Origin of the sequence: Pseudomonas putida (assembly GCF_050990305.1) — a bacterium.
Taxonomy (GTDB): Bacteria; Pseudomonadota; Gammaproteobacteria; order Pseudomonadales; family Pseudomonadaceae; genus Aquipseudomonas; species Aquipseudomonas putida_AH.
In genome coordinates, this window is record NZ_CP158817.1 from 3,826,223 (window position 1) to 3,844,664 (window position 18,442).

The following is an 18,442-nucleotide window of genomic DNA, read 5'->3' on the forward strand; positions in this document are numbered from 1 at the left end:
GGACTACTCAACAAGTCATATTGACTATCACCCACCCTGTAGGAGCGAGCCTGCTCGCGAAAAACCCGAGACCGCCACAGGGAGCCAGGCTTGAGCCGTTTTATGCGCATTTGGCGATCTACGGCACAACCGGGCAAGCGCAGGCTGGCTACGCTGATAGTCCAGCATGCAAAAAAACCTGCCAGGGAGACCCGCCATGCTTCATCCTCAAAAACTCACACCCTGCCTGTGGTTCGACGGTCAGGCTGAAGAGGCCGCGAAGTTCTATTGCGCGATTTTCGATCATGCCAAAATCACTGCCCTCACTCACTACGGCAAGGCCGGCCAGGAAATCCACGGCCACGAAGCAGGCTCGGTGCTGACGGTCAGTTTTGAACTCGACGGGCAGACCTTCACGGCCCTCAACGGCGGACCGCATTTCAAGTTCAATGAAGCGATCTCCTTTCAGGTCAACTGCCAGACCCAGGAAGAGGTCGACCACTTCTGGGGACGGCTGTCCGACGGCGGGCCGGTCGAGGCGCAGCAATGTGGCTGGCTCAAGGACAAGTTCGGTGTGTCGTGGCAGATCGTGCCGATTGCGATGATGGACATGCTCAAAGACCCCGACACCAGCAAATCCCAGCGCGCCATGGCGGCGATGATGCAGATGAAAAAACTCAACATTGCCGAGCTGCAACGAGCCTTTAACGGCGAGAGCTAATACACTCCGAGGCTGATTTGCCGAGGATTGACCATGAAGCTCTCCAAGCCCAAGGACGCCGACAAGGCCCCGCGCTTCTGGCGCGATGACGCCCTGCCCTTCATCGAGGCCCGCGCCATCGCCGACGGGCGCGAGGTCTGCTACACCCGGCACTCCCACGCGCACTTTTCCATCGGCGCAATTACCGCCGGGCGCAGTACCTATGTGCACGAGCAATCACAATTCGAGGTCAGCACCGGCACCGTGGTGCTGATGAACCCTGGCGACGTCCATGCCTGCAATCCGATCGATGACCAGCCCTGGTCGTACCTGATGCTGTATGTCGACACCCCGTGGCTCAGCGATTTGCAGCATCAACTGGGCTTGAGCAACGAGTCGGCGTTTCGCCGGTTTACTGTTACGCACACGGCGGATGTCGAGCTGTTCCACGGACTCAAGGCGCTGTATGACGTACTGGTCGATCGAGAGCAGGACGTACTGCGCAAGCACAGTGCGGCGGTGGAATTTTTCACCGACGTGCAGCTTCGACTGAACCCGGTCGATCAACCCCTGCGCGAACCCAACTTCAAGCTCGAACGCGCCGCCGAATTCATCCGCGATCACTGCACACAACTGCTCAAGCTCGAAGACATTTGCGAGGCGGCGCAACTGTCGCCGTCTTACCTGATCCGCGCCTTCAAGCAACGTTACGGCATGACGCCCCATGCCTTCGTGGTCAACCAGCGCATCCAGTTCGCCCGGGATCAATTGCGCAATGGCAAGCTGATTGCCGACGTGGCCCTGGAAGCGGGATTTTCCGATCAGGCGCATTTTCAGCGCGCGTTCAAACAGCACCTGGCGGCGACGCCGGGGCAGTATCGCGGATGAAACCTGTACACAGGGGCTTTTGTGGCCAGGGGATTTATCCCCGTTGGGCTGCGAAGCGGCACCCAGCATTCCTCCAAAAAAACCTTGCATTCAGGTATTGCGACGGCTTCGCCGCCGGGCGGGGATAAATCCCCTCGCCACAAAGAACATTCGCCACAGGTGTCTACGGCAGCAGCAAATAAACCGCACTCCCCGCCAACAACAACGCCATCGCCCGGTTGAACCAGCGCATCCCCGCCGGGTTGTTCAGGTAGCCGCGCAAAAAGGTCCCGGCGTACGCCCAACAGCCGACTGACAGGTAACAGATCACCAGGTACACCGCCGCAAACTGCCACACCAGCCGCGCCTCGCCATCGGCGACGAACGCCCCCATGCCGGCCACACAGGCCAGCCAGGCTTTCGGGTTGAGCCACTGCATCACCGCGCCGTACAGCATCGACGGCGCGCGTCCCGAGTCGTTTGCCTCCAACTGCCCGTTATCGGCCGCCAGCTTGAACGCCATGTACAACAAAAACGCCATACCCGCCCACTGCACGCCTTGCGTCATGGCCGGCCAGCGTTGCAACAACTCATGCAAGCCCAACCCCATCAGCACCAGCAGCAACACAAATCCCAAAGTCGCCCCGGCCACATGCCGTTGACTGGCGCGAAAACCGAAACGCGCTCCCGAACTCAGCGCCACGATGTTCACCGGACCCGGCGTTATCGAAGCGACCAGCGCAAACGCCGCCATGGACATCATCAGACTCATCGCACACCTTCTTCTCAGTTGAACCAGGCCTCAAGGTAAAGAGCCGGCGGGTGTGCGTATTGAAGAAAACTGCCCTGGGCAACCTATGAGTAATAGCCGACCACCCTCTTCACTTTCACCAACGCCTGGCGCAACGCATCCATGTCCACCGAGCCCAGGGCCAAACGTATGGCGTGCGGCACATGGGGGGTGATCGCAAAGGGCTCTGCTGGCGACACCGACACCTGCTCGCGCATCAATGCCATGGCAATCCGGTCGGCCCGGGCGTCTTCAGTCAAAGGCAACCAAATGAAGTACGAAGACGGGTGGCTGAGGGTCTTGAGCCCGGTCAACATCCCGCGCGCCAAGGTTTGCCGGGCCTGAGCGTCCGCGCGTTTTTGCGCTTCGAGCTTCATGACCGTGCCGTCGTCGAGCCAGGCCGTGGCCAGGGCGGTCATCACCCCTGGGGTGTTCCAGGTGGTCGCCATGATTGTGCGTTCAAATCCTGCGACCCATTGCGTGGGCGCCGCCACAAAGCCGACTCGCAACCCGGTGGCGATATTTTTCGAGAAACCGGAAACGTACACCGTTCTTTCCGGTGCCATTTCAGCCAGGGGCGGTGGCGGGTCTTCGGCCAGGAAGGCGTAGGCGGCGTCTTCGATAATCATCAAGTCATGCTGGCGCGCAATGGCCACCAGGCGCTCGCGCTGATCGGCATCCATCACCCAGCCCAGCGGATTGTGCAAGGTCGGCATCGCATAGACGGCGCGCACTGGACGGCTGCGGCAGAGTTTCTCCAGGGCCGGCAAATCCGGCCCGGTGTCGGTGACAGGAATGGGCAAGACCTCCAGGTGCAGCGTTTCGGCCAGGGTCTTGAAACCGGGATAGGTCAAGGCATCGGCGACGATCACGTCACCAGGCTTAAGCAGCGTCATCATGGCCACCGCCAGGCCATGCTGGGCGCCGCTGACGATCAACACTTGTTCGGCCGACACCTTCAATCCGCGCTCACCCAGATGGCGCGCAACCGATGCCCGCTCATGCAGGCGCCCGGCGTGGGGCTGGTAGCGCAAAAGGGATTCAAGGTCGCCGGACAACGCGAGCTGGCGCAGGGCACTGCGCAACAGATCGGCCTGACCGGGCAGCGACGGATAGTTGAAATTGAGATCAATCATGCCCGCCGCCACCACGGACTGCGAAATGCCTTGACCGGGCGGCAGCGAAGTCTCCCTGACAAAGGTTCCGCGTCCGGTTTCGCCGCTGATCAGGCCCATCCCCTCAAGCTCGGCATACACCCGGCTGGCGGTCACCAGCGCCAGCCCATGCTCACTGGCCAACTGGCGGTGGGTCGGTAGGCGTGTACCGGGTGAGAGTCGCCCGGAACGAATGTCGGCGGCGAAGGCATCCACCAGGGATTTGTAGCGTGAACGAGGCATGGGAGATGTATCCATGACAATTTTTTGATTGTACTGATAGTCAGCCATAGGATGGGTTTTATGCAACCCAACAACGAGCGTGGACGAAATGGAACGGACCTCGAACCTGCAAAACCAGACGCTGGACAGCAGCACCAGCGGCTGGATCAATGGCCTGATCGGTGTGGTGATCTTCAGCGGCTCACTGCCCGCGACGCGAGTGGCTGTGCTGGAGTTCGACCCGGTATTCCTCACCGTGGCCCGTGCGACCCTCGCCGCAATGCTCGCGTTGTGCCTGCTGCTGGCGTTCAAGGAAAAACGCCCGGCGCGTAATCAACTGGTGCCCCTGGCCATTGTGGCCCTGGGCGTGGTGGTGGGATTTCCGCTGCTGACTGCGCTGGCGTTGCAGTACGTAAGCTCGGCACACTCCATCGTGTTCGTCGGCCTGCTGCCGCTGGCGACAGCTATATTCGGCGTGTTGCGTGGCGGTGAACGCCCGCGGCCGGTGTTCTGGATCTTCTCGGTGCTGGGCAGCCTGTTGGTGGTTGGCTTCGCCATTGCCCAAGGCCTGAGCGCCTCACCTCAAGGTGACATCCTGATGCTGTTGGCGATCCTGGCTTGTGGCCTGGGTTATGCCGAAGGGGCGAAGCTGTCCCGCACGCTGGGAGGCTGGCAGGTGATTTGCTGGGCGCTGGTGCTGGCACTGCCGGCCATGGCGATACTGACCTGGTGGCGCATGCCGGTGTCGTTCAGCCAAATCAGCTTACCGGCCTGGTTCAGCCTGGCTTACGTGTCGCTGTTCAGCATGCTGATCGGTTTTGTGTTCTGGTATCGCGGGCTGGCCCAGGGCGGCATTGCTGCTGTCGGGCAGCTGCAACTGCTGCAACCGTTTTTCGGCCTGGCATTGGCAGCGACCCTGCTCCACGAACACGTCAGCCTGGGTATGCTCGGGGTGACTGTGGCCGTGATTGCGTGCGTGGCCGGGGCGAAAAAATTTGCCCGCTGACCACTGCTATGGCGCTTGCAACCATGACTGTACGGGGCAATCCCACCGGGCACCGTGTCACAATCCGTTACTCGTTACAGGAGCCCGTCCATGGACCTCGCCACTCTCACCCTTTTCCTGCCGGCCTGCTTCGCCCTGAACATGGCGCCAGGCCCGAACAACCTGCTGTCAGTCAGCAACTCGACCCGCTACGGCTACCGCACTGCATGCCTGGCCGGGGTCGGCCGCTTGCTGGCGTTTGCCGGGATGATCGCCCTCGCCTCGGCGGGTCTGGCGGTGGTCCTGCAAACGTCCGAGTTGTTGTTTTACGGGATCAAAATCCTGGGAGCGGCGTACCTGTTCTATCTCGCCTGGCAACTGTGGCGCGCCGACCCCAGCGTGGAAAACATCGTGACCGGCGCGCCAGTGGGCATGCTGGCGCTGGCTCGCCAGGAGTTCCTGGTGGCGGCGGGCAATCCGAAAGCGATCCTGATCTTCACCGCATTCCTGCCGCAATTCGTCGACTCAACCCGCGCCATCACCCCGCAATTCGCCGTGCTGGGGGCGCTGTTCCTGGTGCTGGAATGGATCGCCATCGCGGCCTATGCCTACATGGGCCTGCACATGCGCCGCTGGTTCGCCAAGCCGTCGGGCAAGCGGATGTTCAACCGTTGCTGCGCGGGGCTTTTATCCGCCGCAGCCTCGGTGCTGTTGTTGGCACGGCGCACCTGAAATGGTTCGCCGACCCATGTAGGAGCTGCCGAAGGCTGCGATCTTTTAATTTTTTAAGGTCAAAAGATCGCAGCCTTCGGCAGCTCCTACATGGGTTTAGGCTGAATTCCCTGTCGATTTTCCGGTGGAGGCACCCCCAGCCCCGTTCTATCCTGCGTCCATGAACCTACAACACTCGCTGCTCCCGCCCCACGCCGAGATGGTCCGCGCCATGCTCGAGCGAGACACCTCCTACGAGGGGGTGTTCTTTACCGCGGTCAAGACCACCGGGATTTTCTGCCGCCCCGGTTGCACCGCACGTAGCCCGAAACCGGAAAACGTCGAGTTCTTCGCCCATGCCGACGAGTGCCTGGCGGCGGGTTATCGTGCCTGCCTGCGCTGCAAACCCTTGGGCGCTGCCGCCATTGCGCCGCCCTGGGTGCAGAGGCTGTTGACCCTGGTAGACACCGACCCCGAACAACGCTGGACTGACGCCCAACTGCAGGCTGAAGGCATCGAGCCACTGACTTTGCGCCGTTGGTTCAAGCAGCATTTCGGCATGACCTTTCATGCCTGGCTGCGAACCCGGCGCTTGGGCATGGCACTGAACGGCATCAAGCAAGGCGACTCCATCGACAGCGTCGCCTTCGACTCGGGCTATGAATCCCTGAGCGGTTTTCGCGATGCCTTTCAAAAGTCCTTCCACATCACGCCGGGTCGCACCGCCAACAGTGAGCCCTTGCTGTTCACCCGGCTGACTACGCCACTTGGGCCGATGATCGCCATGGCAGAGCGCAGAGGGCTGGTGTTGCTGGAGTTTCTCGACCAATCGTCGCTTAGCCGCGAAATCGAGGTACTGCAAAACCGCCATGGCTATGCTGTGGCGCCAGGGCACAACCGACACTTGCGGCAGATCGAAGAGGAACTGGCAGCGTATTTCGCCGGCAAACTCACCGAGTTCAACGTTGCCTTGCACATGCCCGGCAGCGAGTTCTCGTGCCAGGTATGGGCCGAACTGAAGAAAATCCCCTACGGCCAGACCACCACCTACGGTGCGATCGCCAGCCTGCTGGGCAAGCCTGGCGCCAGCCGCGCGGTGGGCCTGGCCAACGGTCACAACCGCCTCGCGATCGTCGTGCCCTGCCATCGCGTGATCGGTGCCGACGGCTCGCTGACGGGCTACGCTGGAGGCCAGCCGCGCAAGGCATTTCTACTGCGCCTGGAAAACGTGGCAGTTCAGATCACCGAACAACTGGCCCTCTGACCACGTCAGCCCTCAAGGATGTTTGATGTCCAACCCTTACTTGCCTGCCACACAATTCCTGGCTTCCCTGGATGACGACTGGCAGCGCCACGTCGCTGCAGTCGGCCCGTGCCTGCATCAACCCCATGCTGCCCGCGATCCCTACGAATCACTGGTCCGGGCGATTGCCTACCAGCAACTGCACGCCAAGGCTGGCGATGCGATTGTCGGGCGCTTGCTGGCGTTGTTCCCGTCGGTCTCGTTTCCACGGCCAGAACAGATTGTCGCCACCGACTTCGACCAACTGCGCGCTTGCGGTTTTTCCGCGAGCAAGATCGCGACCATCCAAGGAATCGCTCAAGCGACGCTGGACGGCGTGGTGCCGGACTACACCACAGCGCTGGGCATGGACGATGAAGCGCTGATAGAACGCTTGATCACCCTGCGCGGCGTCGGGCGCTGGACGGTGGAGATGTTGTTGATCTATAGCCTTGAGCGACCCGACATTTTGCCAGCCGATGACTTTGGCGTGCGCGAGGGGTATCGGCGACTGAAGGGGCTCGAGGTGCAGCCGACGCGCAAGCAGATGATCGAGATCGGGTTGGACTGGAGCCCTCATCGGACGGTGGCTGCGTGGTATTTGTGGCGGGTACCCACCCGATAGCCTGCGTTGATTGCTTCGCGAGCAAGCCGGCTCCCACACTTGACCGAACTCGCCCGTGAGAATGTGGTCAAGCGAAGGCGCCGGCAATCTCGCCACCTATCTTCTAGGCTGAACCGGATCACTTCAGCCACCGGAGGCCCCTCATGCATCTCGAAGGCTCCTGCCATTGCGGCGCGGTTTCATTCAGTCTGACCAGCGCCCACCCCTACCCCTATCAGCGCTGCTATTGCTCGATCTGTCGCAAGACCCAGGGCGGTGGCGGCTATGCGATCAATATCGCCGGCGACGCCAACAGCCTGAAAGTACGCGGGCGCAAGAACGTCGCGATTTACCACGCGCTGCTCAAGGGCGAAGGCGAGAAACGTGCCCATCGCAGCGACGCCGAGCGGCATTTTTGCTCGTTATGCGGCTCGGGCCTGTGGTTGTTCAGCCCTGAATGGCCAGAGTTGATTCACCCGTTTGCTTCGGCCATCGACACACCACTGCCAGTGCCGCCGCAGCACACGCATTTGCTGCTCGGATCAAAAGCGCCTTGGGTCGAAGTCGAAGTAAAGCCCGGCGACAAACAGTTTGACGGTTATCCTGAAGAGTCAATCGCCCAGTGGCATGAGCAACTAGGGCTGAGTCGATAACCTTTTAATCTGCGTTTTAAATCTTTTAATTACCACATCCCGTTGCATCATGTTTATCCAGAGGGTCAACTTTCACGAGACACTTTGACACCCTTAAGACCACAGACTGCCAGCCGTTAAGTTGCCCACCCCAGCAAAACCTTTTACCGTAAAACTTCCAACACAAACCAAACCAAGGAATGGTTATGCGTAAATCACATATAGCTGCTTCATACTTACTGGCAGGAGCGTTCTTTTTGTCGGCAAACACTTTTGCAAAGGATCTCGGCGAGGGATCAAGCAATGAAGCCGACTCGGTACTATTAAAGAATCGCAACAACGACTACACACATTGGAATGGCATCGGAAAAATCTTCTGGGACGAAACACCAAGTTGCACTGCAAGCCTGCTGGATACACGCGACAGCAATAACAATACATTGGGACCGGCCTACTTACTAACAGCCGCACATTGCGTGCGCCGAGTGGCTGGCCCACTGGGCGACACTTCTGTCAAAGAAGTTATCAAATTCAATTACTTTAACGATACTCCAGACACTTACAAAAGCTACGGCATCAAGAAAACCATCTGGAAAGACTACGATCATACGGACTTGGCAATCATGGAGCTGGATGTTGCACTTTCCACTCTGCTCGAAGATGGCATTACCCCGTTGCGACTGGCACCCGAGTGGACGGGCCTTGCTACCGATGTATTAGTTGTCGGGGCTCCCGAATGGTTGCCTGAGTCAGGCCTGCGCATGGCGGCGTGTTCTCAGGAACCAACAGCGGCCACCTTGGTTGAAGGTGATAGGGTTTTTCACGGAACATTAAAAAATCGTTGCAAGGAAATCCGGCCGGGCTCCTCCGGCAGCCCTGTACTCGACAGGAAAAGCGGGCAGATTCTTGCTGTTATGGCGACAAGCACCTATGGTGCGACGATCGAGGAAAAATGCTTTTCCAACGCCCCATGTGAAGTAGCGAATGGACAGCCCGCCTGGGCGGTCGATACACATTACTCACATCCCACAGACAAGCTTTCCAGTTGCTTTCGCGAAGGGCTATTCACCAATATTTCAAATGCCTGCACTACCGACAGCACATTCAAGCTGACCGGTTTAAAGTACTGGCCCACCCAATATGTGGCCATGCCTAAAGATGCAAGCAGCCCCGATCCACTTGTGAATGCACAATTTTCATTGAGCACCCCTCACTATCGGTTCAAGACAGTGCGCGATGCGCTCGAATGCCAGTCCCCCCATTACTACAGCGACACTGGCGACGCAACGGAGGCCGTTATTGAAACGCCTCTGAGCAGAGATCCGGGTATGCATTATCTTTGTGTCGTCGGTGTAGAGTCCTCCGATCAGCGGCCAGACGCTGCAATGATGAAAAACGCATGGATCACCCCCGTCCAACTAATAGCAAGAACACCGGTTAAAATGCCAGAGCCAACTATCACGCTGGGAGCAGACTGGAATTACAAGGTTAAATGGCTTTATCGGATCCCCGTGCATTTAGAAACCTTATATTTCGCCGGCCCCACCAAAGACACCGATTGCAGCAAGGTTAGTATTGATGACTACATCGGCACTTACGAAACTGTAGAATTTAAAGCCGAACAACTTCCGCTGACGTTATGTAGTAGAAACAGAGACTTGAGCAATCGCTATTCGAAAATTCGAACAGACTTGCTCGCACTGCCTTGAAGGCGGGTTGATGTTGTGGACCCCGTCAGCCCGATCAGGGCTGACGGGGTTTTTCACCCGTGAATTCAGTTAACAGGCGCTTGCACCGGCACACCGCTATGAAAGCGGAATTCCACATCCGGCGACTCAATCAACTCCTGCTCGCAGGCACGGACCTTGTCGATCACCTGATCGATATCCTTGGCATTCCCGTACTGATAAGCCAGTTTCAAATACCCCTGAAAATGCCGGGCCTCACTTTTGAGCAAGCCGAAATAGAACTTGCCCAGCTCTTCGTCCAGATGCGGCACGAGTGCCTCGAAGCGTTCACAACTGCGAGCTTCGATGAACGCGCCGACCACCAGGGTATCCACCAGTTTCACTGGTTCGTGGCTGCGCACCACTTTGCGCAGCCCCGAGGCGTAACGCCCGGCGGACAACTGGCGCAGCTCGATCTTGCGCTTTTTCATCAGGCGCATGACTTGTTCATGGTGCACCAGCTCTTCCCGGGCCAGGCGCGACATCATGTTGATCAGGTCGACATGGGAGTGATACTTAGCAATCAGGCTCAGCGCGGTGCTGGCGGCCTTGAATTCGCAATTCTTGTGGTCGATCAGCAGGGTTTCCTGATCGGCCAGCGCGGCCTGGACCCAGCCATCGGGGGTGCGACAGCCAAGGAATTCGTGAATTTCGGGAAGGATCATGGGGGCCACGGAATATAGGGTTCAAATCGAAGGGCGCCGATTATACCGGCCTGTCGGCAGACCACCAGCCGCCGACCGTTGATATGTATCAACACTCGGGCCCGCAGGCAGCAACTATAGTTGTGCAACGCCACGCTTTTTCATTTTCAGGAGATCCCGATCATGCAAGCCATCCGCAGCATTCTGGTGGTCATCGAACCCGAACACTCTGAAAGTCTGGCGCTTAAACGGGCCAAACTGATAGCCGGTGTCACCCAGGCGCATTTACATCTGCTGGTGTGCGACCCCAAGCATGATCACAGCGCGATGCTGAGTGTGCTCAAAGCTGCTTTGCTGGAGGACGGTTACAGCATTACGACCGAACAGGCATGGAACAAGAGCCAGCACGAAACCATCGTCGATGTGCAGCAGGCCGAAGGCTGCGGCTTGGTGATCAAGCAGCATTTCCCCGACAGCGCGCTGAAAAAAGCGTTGTTGACCCCCGAAGACTGGAAACTATTGCGCCATTGCCCGACCCCGGTGCTGCTGGTCAAAACCGCAGGTTCCTGGAAAGAAAAAGTAATTCTGGCCGCCATCGACGTGGGTAATACAGACCCTGAACACCGCCACCTGCACAACACCATCATCGATTACGGCTATGACATCGCCAGCCTGGCCAGGGCCCATTTGCATGTCATCAGCGCCCACCCGTCACCGATGTTGTCGTCGCCCGACCCGACCTTCCAGCTCTCGGAAAGTATCGAGGCGCGCTATCGCGAACAGTGCCAGGCGTTCCAGGCCGAATACGACATCGACGATGAACACCTGCATATCGCCGAAGGCCCGGCGGATGTGCTGATTCCGTTCATGGTGCACAAGCTGCAGGCAGCCGTGACGGTGATCGGCACCGTGGCGCGCAGCGGGATCTCAGGGACGTTGATCGGCAATACGGCCGAAGTGGTGCTCGATGCGGTGGAGAGCGACGTGCTGGTGCTCAAGCCGCAGGAGATAGAGGATCATCTGGAGGAGATTGCTGGCAGGCATTGAGAGAAAATCAAAAAATCGCAGCCTTCGGCAGCTCCTACCTTGGAATGCCCTCCCCTGTAGGAGCTGCCGAAGGCTGCGATCTTTTTACCCGCCAAACGCATCCTTGAGGAAACCGGGTGCGATATAGCGCTGGTAATGCGCCTCGGAGAGCAGGAAAAACTCCCGATCGATGGCATCGCGCAGTTCCGGTAGGTTCCAGTCGCGGAACTCCGGCAGCAATACCATCCCGTAAGCCTCCAGATTGTTGATGACCCGTGCCCCACGGGCGATCAACTGATAAGCCCAGCAATAAGCCGACTGATGCGGCACGAAGCGGATCTTGCGCTGCTCCAGCTGGGTTCTGAGCAACGAGGCATCGAAGATTTCCACCTTGGCTGCCATCACCTGGGACAACAGCTGCTCGAGTCGCAGCCAGACCGCGCGCTTTTCCTCCTCGTTGTAACCGTTCCAGTGAATCACTTCATGGTGGAAACGCTTGCAGCCACGGCACACCAAGTCACCGTAAACAGTGGAGCAAAGGCCGACGCACGGCGTCTTGATGGTCTGATTGGGCATAGGTAGGCAAAACGCAAAAAAACGAAACAGGCCGGTATGTTAGCCCTTTGTCCAGCATTGATCACCCCTCAAAGTTCAGGGCCTCCGATCAAGCCCAGTTGTCGACCGTCACCACCAAAGTCCAATAAAACCTGACTTACCTTTAATTTTTTTTTGCCGTAGAATCAGCCTGCCTTTTTAGGCGCCAATGTCCGTTAGAAGCTGTTTTCAAAGCGTCACGAGCACAGTCGTTCCTTCAGAGCGGTGTTGGCGAGGGGTTTTTCCAGCGGGGAAAAGTCCAGCGCCAACCCTCATCAGCTCCCGTTCTGCAGGCGTAAAACTTTGAAAGCAGCTTCTGTAAGGAATTGCCGGTAATTCTGGCTAAGTGGCTCACAACGCCATGCAGCGCATGAGTACGGCAATTTCGGGATGAGCGTCCCGGACACCCATTTGGGACCACTGATGAGGGTAATAACTGTGCTTGAAGCCTACCGCAAACATATCGAAGAGCGCGCAGCACTGGGTATCGTTCCCCAGCCGCTAAACGCCGAACAAACTGCAGGCCTGGTCGAGCTGCTGAAAAATCCCCCGGCTGGCGAAGAAGCATTCCTCGTTGACCTGATCACCAATCGCGTACCGCCTGGAGTGGACGAAGCAGCCTACGTCAAGGCCGGCTTCCTGTCCGCCATCGCCAAAGGCGAAGCCAAATCCCCTCTGATCGACAAGAAGCGCGCTGTTGAACTGCTCGGCACCATGCAGGGCGGCTACAACATCGTGACGTTGGTCAACCTGCTGGACGACGCCGAACTGGCACCCGTTGCTGCCGAAGAACTCAAGCACACCCTGCTGATGTTCGATGCCTTCCACGACGTCGCTGAAAAAGCCAAGAACGGCAACGTTCACGCCAAGGGCGTACTGCAATCCTGGGCTGACGGCGAGTGGTTCGTGAAGCGCCCGGTGCTGGCCGACAAGATCAGCCTGCGCGTATTCAAGGTGACTGGCGAGACCAACACCGACGACCTGTCCCCTGCTCCAGATGCCTGGTCCCGTCCTGACATCCCGCTGCACGCCCTGGCCATGCTGAAAATGGCCCGTGACGGCATCGTCCCGGACGAGCAAGGCAAGACCGGCCCGATGAAGCAGATCGAAGAAATGCGCAACGCCGGCTTCCCGATCGCCTACGTGGGCGACGTGGTCGGTACCGGTTCTTCGCGTAAATCGGCGACCAACTCGGTGCTGTGGTTCTTCGGCGACGACGTTCCTTACGTACCGAACAAGCGTGCCGGCGGTTTCTGCTTCGGCAGCAAGATCGCTCCGATCTTCTACAACACCATGGAAGATGCTGGCGCACTGCCAATCGAATTCGACGTTTCCAACATGCACATGGGCGACGTGATCGACCTGTACCCGCATGCTGGCAAAGTCTGCAAGCACGGCACCGACGAAGTCCTGACCACCTTCGAAATGAAGACCCCGGTCCTGCTGGACGAAGTACGTGCTGGCGGCCGTATTCCGCTGATCATCGGCCGTGGCCTGACCGAGAAGGCTCGCGCCGAACTGGGCCTGGCACCTTCGGACCTGTTCAAGAAGCCTGAAGCCCCAGCTCAAAGCACCAAGGGCTACACCCTGGCGCAGAAAATGGTCGGCAAGGCTTGCGGCGTGACCGGTATCCGTCCGGGCACTTACTGCGAACCGAAGATGACCACCGTGGGCTCCCAGGACACCACAGGTCCTATGACCCGTGACGAACTGAAAGACCTGGCATGCCTGGGCTTCTCGACTGACCTGGTGATGCAGTCCTTCTGCCACACCGCGGCCTATCCGAAGCCGATCGACGTGACCACCCACCACACCCTGCCTGACTTCATCATGACCCGTGGCGGCGTGTCCCTGCGTCCGGGCGACGGCATCATCCACTCGTGGCTGAACCGCATGCTGCTGCCAGACACCGTGGGTACCGGTGGTGACTCCCACACCCGTTTCCCGATCGGTATCTCGTTCCCGGCCGGTTCCGGTCTGGTCGCGTTCGCCGCTGCCACCGGCGTCATGCCGCTGGACATGCCTGAATCGATCCTGGTCCGCTTCAAGGGCAAACTGCAACCAGGCGTCACCCTGCGTGACCTGGTTCATGCCATCCCTTACTACGCGATCCAGAAAGGCCTGCTGACCGTCGAGAAGAAAGGCAAGAAGAACGCCTTCTCCGGCCGCATCCTGGAGATCGAAGGTCTGGAAACCCTGACCGTCGAGCAAGCTTTCGAACTGTCCGACGCCTCGGCAGAACGTTCGGCTGCCGGTTGCACCATCAAGCTGTCCAAAGAGTCGATCGCCGAGTACCTGAAGTCCAACATCACCCTGCTGCGCTGGATGATCGGCGAAGGCTACGGCGATGCCCGGACCCTGGAACGTCGCGCTCAAGCGATGGAAGCCTGGCTGGCCAACCCTGAGCTGCTGGAAGCGGACAAGGACGCCGAATACGCCGAAGTCATCGAGATCGACCTGGCCGACGTCAAGGAGCCTGTGCTCTGCGCGCCGAACGACCCGGACGACGCTCGCCTGCTCTCCAGCGTTGCTGGCGAGAAGATCGACGAAGTGTTCATCGGTTCGTGCATGACCAACATCGGTCACTTCCGTGCTGCCGGTAAGCTGCTGGATCAGGTCAAGGGTCAGCTGCCAACCCGTCTGTGGCTGTCGCCGCCGACCAAAATGGACGCTCACCAACTGACCGAAGAAGGCTACTACGGCATCTACGGCAAGGCTGGCGCTCGCATGGAAATGCCAGGCTGCTCGCTGTGCATGGGTAACCAGGCACGTGTAGAGCCGAACTCGACTGTGGTCTCGACGTCGACCCGTAACTTCCCGAACCGTCTGGGTGACGGCGCGAACGTCTACCTGGCTTCGGCTGAGCTGGCGTCCGTGGCTTCCATCCTGGGTCGCCTGCCGACCGTCGAGGAGTACATGGAATACGCTGGCAAGATCGACAGCATGGCGGCCGATGTCTACCGCTACCTGTCCTTCGACCAGATCGCCGAGTTCCGTGAAGCTGCTGCGAACGCCAACATCCCGGTCGTTCAAGCCTAACGTAGCAACGCAATGAAAAACGCCGCCCATCGTGAGATGAGCGGCGTTTTTTTATGCCTCTGTGAGAGCAAAACTTCTGTAGGAGCAAAGCTTGCTCGCGATGAACGATGACTCGGTTCTTCAGGAAGGACGCCATCGCGAGCAAGCTTTGCTCCCACAGGTTCTTTCCACAGATTATGCGTTCGGCTCAAGTGCCTGCTGCACCGCAACATCCACACTCAACCCGCTCAACATCACGTTGCAGGCCTTCACCTCGGGCAACGCAGCCAATGCGGTTTCGGCACTGTCCTTGAGGCGAGCCAGAATCAATCGCTTGCCTTCCTGATCCACCCGCACAAAAAACGCCTGCATCGCCTCGATGCTGGTGCCATCCAGATCCGGCGACTCTTCCAGACTGAGAATCACCGTATGAATCGGCACTGGCGAATGCCGGATCAGGCTTAGGGCCCCGCTCAGGATCCGCTCGACATTGGCAAAGAACAACGCTTCACCCGGACGAACAATTAACAGACCCGGCTGGGTTTTCGCCGTCGGATGAAGTTGCAGATCGACAAAATCGTGGCCGTCATCGATGCGACCGAGAATCTGTATGTCCGCTGCCGACATCTGCTTGAGCATCAGCAATACGCTGATCGCCACGGCCACCAACAAGCCGTCGAGCACACCCAGCGTTAGCACCGCGCCCACGGCGCAGAGCACCAGCACACGGTCGCGTCGCCAGATGAAATAGCGCCCCAGCGGTTGCAGGCTCAAGCCACGCGCCAAGGCATGGATAACAATGGCGGCGAGGATCGGCTCCGGAGTCAGGGCAATATAGGGCAGCACCGTCAACACGATGAGCAACACCACCAGCGCTGCAATACCGCCAGCCAGGCGAGAGGTCGCCCCCGCCGCCTCGTTGGCCGACGTCGCCGAATACCCCGCCCCCGCCGGCATGCCATGAAACAGGCCAGACAACAGATTGGAAGCGCCGAGCGCCAGCAAGTCGCGGTTGGACGTGACGCGGTCACCATGTTTAAGCGCATAAGCACTGATGGAACCGTAGGACTCCGCGTACAGGATCATCACCATCGCAAAGGCCAGCTCGCCCAGACGCAGCCAGTCAGCGAACGGCAACACGGGCAGCTGTGGCACTTCCAGCCCCAGATCGATCACGCCGATCAACCTGACGCCATGCGCCGGCAGGTCCAGCCACTGGCTGGCCGTAATGCCAATCACCACCACCAGCAAACCGCCGGGCACACGTCGAAACCGCGAAAACAGCCCCAACAGAATCAATGCTACGGCCGCGACACCTGCGCCAACCCAGTTCCACTGCGGCAGTTGTTCGAGCAGTTGCGGCAAAAACCGCACCAGATTGGCTTCGCTCAGGTGCACGCCGACCACACTGGCGAACTGTTTGAGAATGATGGTCAATGCCAGGCCAAAGGAAAAACCGCGCAACACCGGCTTGGCGATGAACGACGTCACGCTGCCCAGCTTGAACATCCCGGCCAGCAAAAAGAACGCCCCGGTAACCAGTACCAGACCGATCGCCAGGGCCGAGCGCAACTGCGGATCGCCATTGGCCAGCGTTGCGGTCGCGGCGGCCAGTACCGCGGCTGATGACGAGGTCGCCGAAACGATGGCAAATCGGCTGGTACCAAACAGGCCATAACACAGCAGGCCGGCGAACAAGGCGATGACCCCGGCCTGCGGCGCCAGCGCGGCAATGCTCGAATACGCGACAGCTTCAGGCAGCAACAATCCGGCGATGGACAATCCGGCCAATACGTCTTGCCAGCGATTGGGCTGTTCGATGGGGGTTGGGGTTGAAGCGTTCGACAATCCAGTGTCTCCGTTCGACAGGCAAAAAAAAACCGCTGCACCCATCAGGTGCAGCGGCCACTGTAGCCGTCAATCGGACACTGCGCGAGCAGGTCGGACGATCAAGCGCTCAGGGAGTAGATCAACGCCGAAATCGCCACCAAACCAACAGCCACTACAAACACGTTGGACGCCTGGCCGCGATAACGCGCCATGGCCGGCACCTTGCGGATGGCGTACATCGGCATCAGGAACAGGATTGCCGCGATCACCGGGCCGCCCAGGGTTTCGATCATGCCGAGGATGCTCGGGTTCAGCGTGGCGACGATCCAGCACACCACCAGCATGAAGGCGGCGGTCATGCGGTCCAGGGTCTTGGCTGCCGGACGCTTGCCGCTTTTGACGATCAAGCCCTTGAGGCCTTCGCTGGCGCCGATGTAATGACCCAGGAACGACTTGGAAATGGCCACGAAGGCAATCAACGGCGCCGCGAAGGCGATGGTCGGGTTGCTGAAGTGGTTGGCCAGGTACGACAGGATCGACAGGTTCTGCGCCTTCGCTTCGGCCAGTTGCGCCGGCGACAGGGTCAGCACGCAGCTGAAGACGAAGAACAGCACCATCACCACCATCAAGGCGTGGGCGCGGGACAGGATCTGCGAGCTGCGCTGTTCGGCGTGCTCGCCATAACGACGCTTCTGGTCCACCGCAAAGGCCGAGATGATCGGCGAGTGGTTGAACGAGAACACCATCACCGGGATCGCCAGCCACAGGGTATGCAGCAGCGCCGACGGCTCGGGCGTCGTGCTGGCCGTGGTCAGGATGCCACCGTTCCAGTGCGGAATCAGGAACACCGCCAAGAACAGCAGTGCGACGATGAACGGGTAGACCATCAGGCTCATGGCCTTGACGATCATCTGCTCGCCGCAACGCACCACCGCCAGCAGGCCGAGGATCAGCACCAGCGACAGCACCGCGCGCGGTGGCGGCATAATGTGCAGTTGATGTTCGAGGAAACTGCCCACGGTGTTGGTCAGGGCCACGCTGTAGATCAACAGGATCGGGAAGATCGCAAAGAAGTACAGCAAGGTGATCAACGCGCCGGCTTTCAGGCCGAAATGCTCTTCCACGACTTCGGTAATGTCCGCACCCTCACGACCGGACAACACGAAGCGTGTCAGGCCACGGTGTGCGTAGAAGGTCATCGGGAACGCCAGCAACGCCAGGATCAGCAGCGGCCAGAACCCGCCCAGACCCGCGTTGATCGGTAGAAACAAGGTGCCCGCACCAATCGCCGTGCCAAAAAGGCCCAGCATCCAGGTGGTGTCCTGGCGGTTCCAGCTCGAAAGCGTCGCGGGGGTCGCTGCTACAAAGCGTTCGTTAACGCTATTGGCCTGATCATTCATCCGGTGGGATCTCCACATTCCGGTCACTTGCCACCCGGCCAGAACGCGTCGGAATACCCGACAGGCAGCGCCCGGCCGAAACAGGGGCGCGATTGTCCAAGATTAATGAACAGAAGCAAAGACTTAGATGAGGAACGGTTGTACCAGGTTGCACCCCAATGAGGGCGAACCTCTGTGGCGAGGGGATTTATCCCCGTAGGGCTGCAAAGCAGCCCCAAGTCCGTATGCACTGGTTTGCGACTGCTTCGCAGCCGAGCGGGGATAAATCCCCTCGCCA

At 59.3% G+C, this 18,442-nt stretch carries 16 protein-coding genes; 10 read left to right on the plus strand and 6 right to left on the minus strand.

Annotated features, from left to right (window positions below; genetic code table 11):
- Positions 1-196 precede the first annotated feature (196 nt).
- Entirely contained in the window at positions 197-700 is a 504-nt protein-coding gene (locus ABTV22_RS17205; RefSeq protein ID WP_433735698.1) for a VOC family protein, read from the plus strand.
- A gap of 33 nt (positions 701-733) precedes the next feature.
- A complete protein-coding gene (locus ABTV22_RS17210; RefSeq protein ID WP_433735699.1) occupies positions 734-1,567 on the plus strand; it encodes a helix-turn-helix domain-containing protein in 834 nt (277 codons plus the stop codon).
- 163 nt (positions 1,568-1,730) lie between these two features.
- On the opposite strand, the gene ABTV22_RS17215 is transcribed toward ABTV22_RS17210, so the two are convergent.
- Together ABTV22_RS17215 and ABTV22_RS17220 are read right to left on the minus strand one after the other, a co-directional pair.
- Entirely contained in the window at positions 1,731-2,318 is a 588-nt protein-coding gene (locus tag ABTV22_RS17215; protein ID WP_433735700.1) for a LysE family translocator, read from the minus strand.
- Positions 2,319-2,401: 83 nt separating this feature from the next.
- A complete protein-coding gene (locus ABTV22_RS17220; RefSeq protein ID WP_433735701.1) occupies positions 2,402-3,733 on the minus strand; it encodes a PLP-dependent aminotransferase family protein in 1,332 nt (443 codons plus the stop codon).
- Positions 3,734-3,821: 88 nt separating this feature from the next.
- Here ABTV22_RS17220 and ABTV22_RS17225 point away from each other — a divergent pair, with 88 nt between their 5' ends.
- From ABTV22_RS17225 to ABTV22_RS17250, 6 genes are all read left to right on the plus strand, one after another.
- Complete coding sequence (locus tag ABTV22_RS17225; RefSeq protein WP_433735702.1) at positions 3,822-4,718, plus strand: DMT family transporter; 897 nt, start codon at positions 3,822-3,824, stop codon at positions 4,716-4,718.
- A gap of 90 nt (positions 4,719-4,808) precedes the next feature.
- Complete coding sequence (locus ABTV22_RS17230) at positions 4,809-5,429, plus strand: LysE family translocator (RefSeq protein ID WP_433735703.1); 621 nt, start codon at positions 4,809-4,811, stop codon at positions 5,427-5,429.
- Between the two features lie 160 nt (positions 5,430-5,589).
- Entirely contained in the window at positions 5,590-6,672 is a 1,083-nt protein-coding gene (locus ABTV22_RS17235) for a bifunctional transcriptional activator/DNA repair enzyme AdaA (RefSeq protein ID WP_433735704.1), read from the plus strand.
- Positions 6,673-6,697: 25 nt separating this feature from the next.
- Positions 6,698-7,315 carry a DNA-3-methyladenine glycosylase family protein gene (locus ABTV22_RS17240; protein ID WP_433735705.1) on the plus strand — a complete coding sequence of 206 codons (618 nt, stop codon included), beginning with the start codon at positions 6,698-6,700 and terminating at the stop codon, positions 7,313-7,315.
- A 143-nt stretch (positions 7,316-7,458) separates the two neighbouring features.
- Complete coding sequence (locus tag ABTV22_RS17245; RefSeq protein WP_433735706.1) at positions 7,459-7,947, plus strand: GFA family protein; 489 nt, start codon at positions 7,459-7,461, stop codon at positions 7,945-7,947.
- A 185-nt stretch (positions 7,948-8,132) separates the two neighbouring features.
- Positions 8,133-9,635: a trypsin-like serine peptidase gene (locus ABTV22_RS17250; RefSeq protein ID WP_433735707.1), complete on the plus strand. Its 1,503-nt coding sequence runs from the start codon at positions 8,133-8,135 to the stop codon at positions 9,633-9,635.
- Between the two features lie 65 nt (positions 9,636-9,700).
- Here ABTV22_RS17250 and ABTV22_RS17255 read toward each other — a convergent pair whose 3' ends face one another.
- Positions 9,701-10,318 (minus strand): tRNA-(ms[2]io[6]A)-hydroxylase, encoded by a 618-nt coding sequence (locus tag ABTV22_RS17255; protein ID WP_433735708.1) that lies wholly within the window; start codon positions 10,316-10,318, stop codon positions 9,701-9,703.
- Between the two features lie 162 nt (positions 10,319-10,480).
- Here ABTV22_RS17255 and ABTV22_RS17260 point away from each other — a divergent pair, with 162 nt between their 5' ends.
- A complete protein-coding gene (locus tag ABTV22_RS17260; protein WP_433735709.1) occupies positions 10,481-11,344 on the plus strand; it encodes a universal stress protein in 864 nt (287 codons plus the stop codon).
- 84 nt (positions 11,345-11,428) lie between these two features.
- On the opposite strand, the gene ABTV22_RS17265 is transcribed toward ABTV22_RS17260, so the two are convergent.
- A complete protein-coding gene (locus ABTV22_RS17265) occupies positions 11,429-11,899 on the minus strand; it encodes a DUF1289 domain-containing protein (protein WP_096510965.1) in 471 nt (156 codons plus the stop codon).
- Positions 11,900-12,355: 456 nt separating this feature from the next.
- Here ABTV22_RS17265 and acnB point away from each other — a divergent pair, with 456 nt between their 5' ends.
- On the plus strand, positions 12,356-14,956 hold the full coding sequence (gene acnB, locus ABTV22_RS17270) for a bifunctional aconitate hydratase 2/2-methylisocitrate dehydratase (protein ID WP_433741430.1): 2,601 nt from the start codon (positions 12,356-12,358) through the stop codon (positions 14,954-14,956).
- A gap of 174 nt (positions 14,957-15,130) precedes the next feature.
- Here the strand turns inward: acnB and ABTV22_RS17275 are convergent, their stop codons facing one another.
- Both ABTV22_RS17275 and ABTV22_RS17280 read right to left on the minus strand, forming a co-directional pair.
- Complete coding sequence (locus ABTV22_RS17275; RefSeq protein WP_433735710.1) at positions 15,131-16,783, minus strand: SulP family inorganic anion transporter; 1,653 nt, start codon at positions 16,781-16,783, stop codon at positions 15,131-15,133.
- A 101-nt stretch (positions 16,784-16,884) separates the two neighbouring features.
- On the minus strand, positions 16,885-18,165 hold the full coding sequence (locus ABTV22_RS17280) for a serine/threonine transporter (protein ID WP_433735711.1): 1,281 nt from the start codon (positions 18,163-18,165) through the stop codon (positions 16,885-16,887).
- Positions 18,166-18,442 lie beyond the last annotated feature (277 nt).

Coding starts and splice junctions, on each gene's coding strand:
- ABTV22_RS17230 (WP_433735703.1), top strand. CDS start 4,809: ATGGACCTCGCCACTCTCACCCTTTTCCTGCCGGCCTGCTTCGCCCTG.
- ABTV22_RS17220 (WP_433735701.1), bottom strand. CDS start 3,733: ATGCCTCGTTCACGCTACAAATCCCTGGTGGATGCCTTCGCCGCCGAC.
- ABTV22_RS17250 (WP_433735707.1), top strand. CDS start 8,133: ATGCGTAAATCACATATAGCTGCTTCATACTTACTGGCAGGAGCGTTC.
- ABTV22_RS17215 (WP_433735700.1), bottom strand. CDS start 2,318: ATGAGTCTGATGATGTCCATGGCGGCGTTTGCGCTGGTCGCTTCGATA.
- ABTV22_RS17240 (WP_433735705.1), top strand. CDS start 6,698: ATGTCCAACCCTTACTTGCCTGCCACACAATTCCTGGCTTCCCTGGAT.
- ABTV22_RS17225 (WP_433735702.1), top strand. CDS start 3,822: ATGGAACGGACCTCGAACCTGCAAAACCAGACGCTGGACAGCAGCACC.
- ABTV22_RS17280 (WP_433735711.1), bottom strand. CDS start 18,165: ATGAATGATCAGGCCAATAGCGTTAACGAACGCTTTGTAGCAGCGACC.
- ABTV22_RS17205 (WP_433735698.1), top strand. CDS start 197: ATGCTTCATCCTCAAAAACTCACACCCTGCCTGTGGTTCGACGGTCAG.
- ABTV22_RS17210 (WP_433735699.1), top strand. CDS start 734: ATGAAGCTCTCCAAGCCCAAGGACGCCGACAAGGCCCCGCGCTTCTGG.
- ABTV22_RS17255 (WP_433735708.1), bottom strand. CDS start 10,318: ATGATCCTTCCCGAAATTCACGAATTCCTTGGCTGTCGCACCCCCGAT.
- ABTV22_RS17235 (WP_433735704.1), top strand. CDS start 5,590: ATGAACCTACAACACTCGCTGCTCCCGCCCCACGCCGAGATGGTCCGC.
- ABTV22_RS17265 (WP_096510965.1), bottom strand. CDS start 11,899: ATGCCCAATCAGACCATCAAGACGCCGTGCGTCGGCCTTTGCTCCACT.
- ABTV22_RS17260 (WP_433735709.1), top strand. CDS start 10,481: ATGCAAGCCATCCGCAGCATTCTGGTGGTCATCGAACCCGAACACTCT.
- ABTV22_RS17245 (WP_433735706.1), top strand. CDS start 7,459: ATGCATCTCGAAGGCTCCTGCCATTGCGGCGCGGTTTCATTCAGTCTG.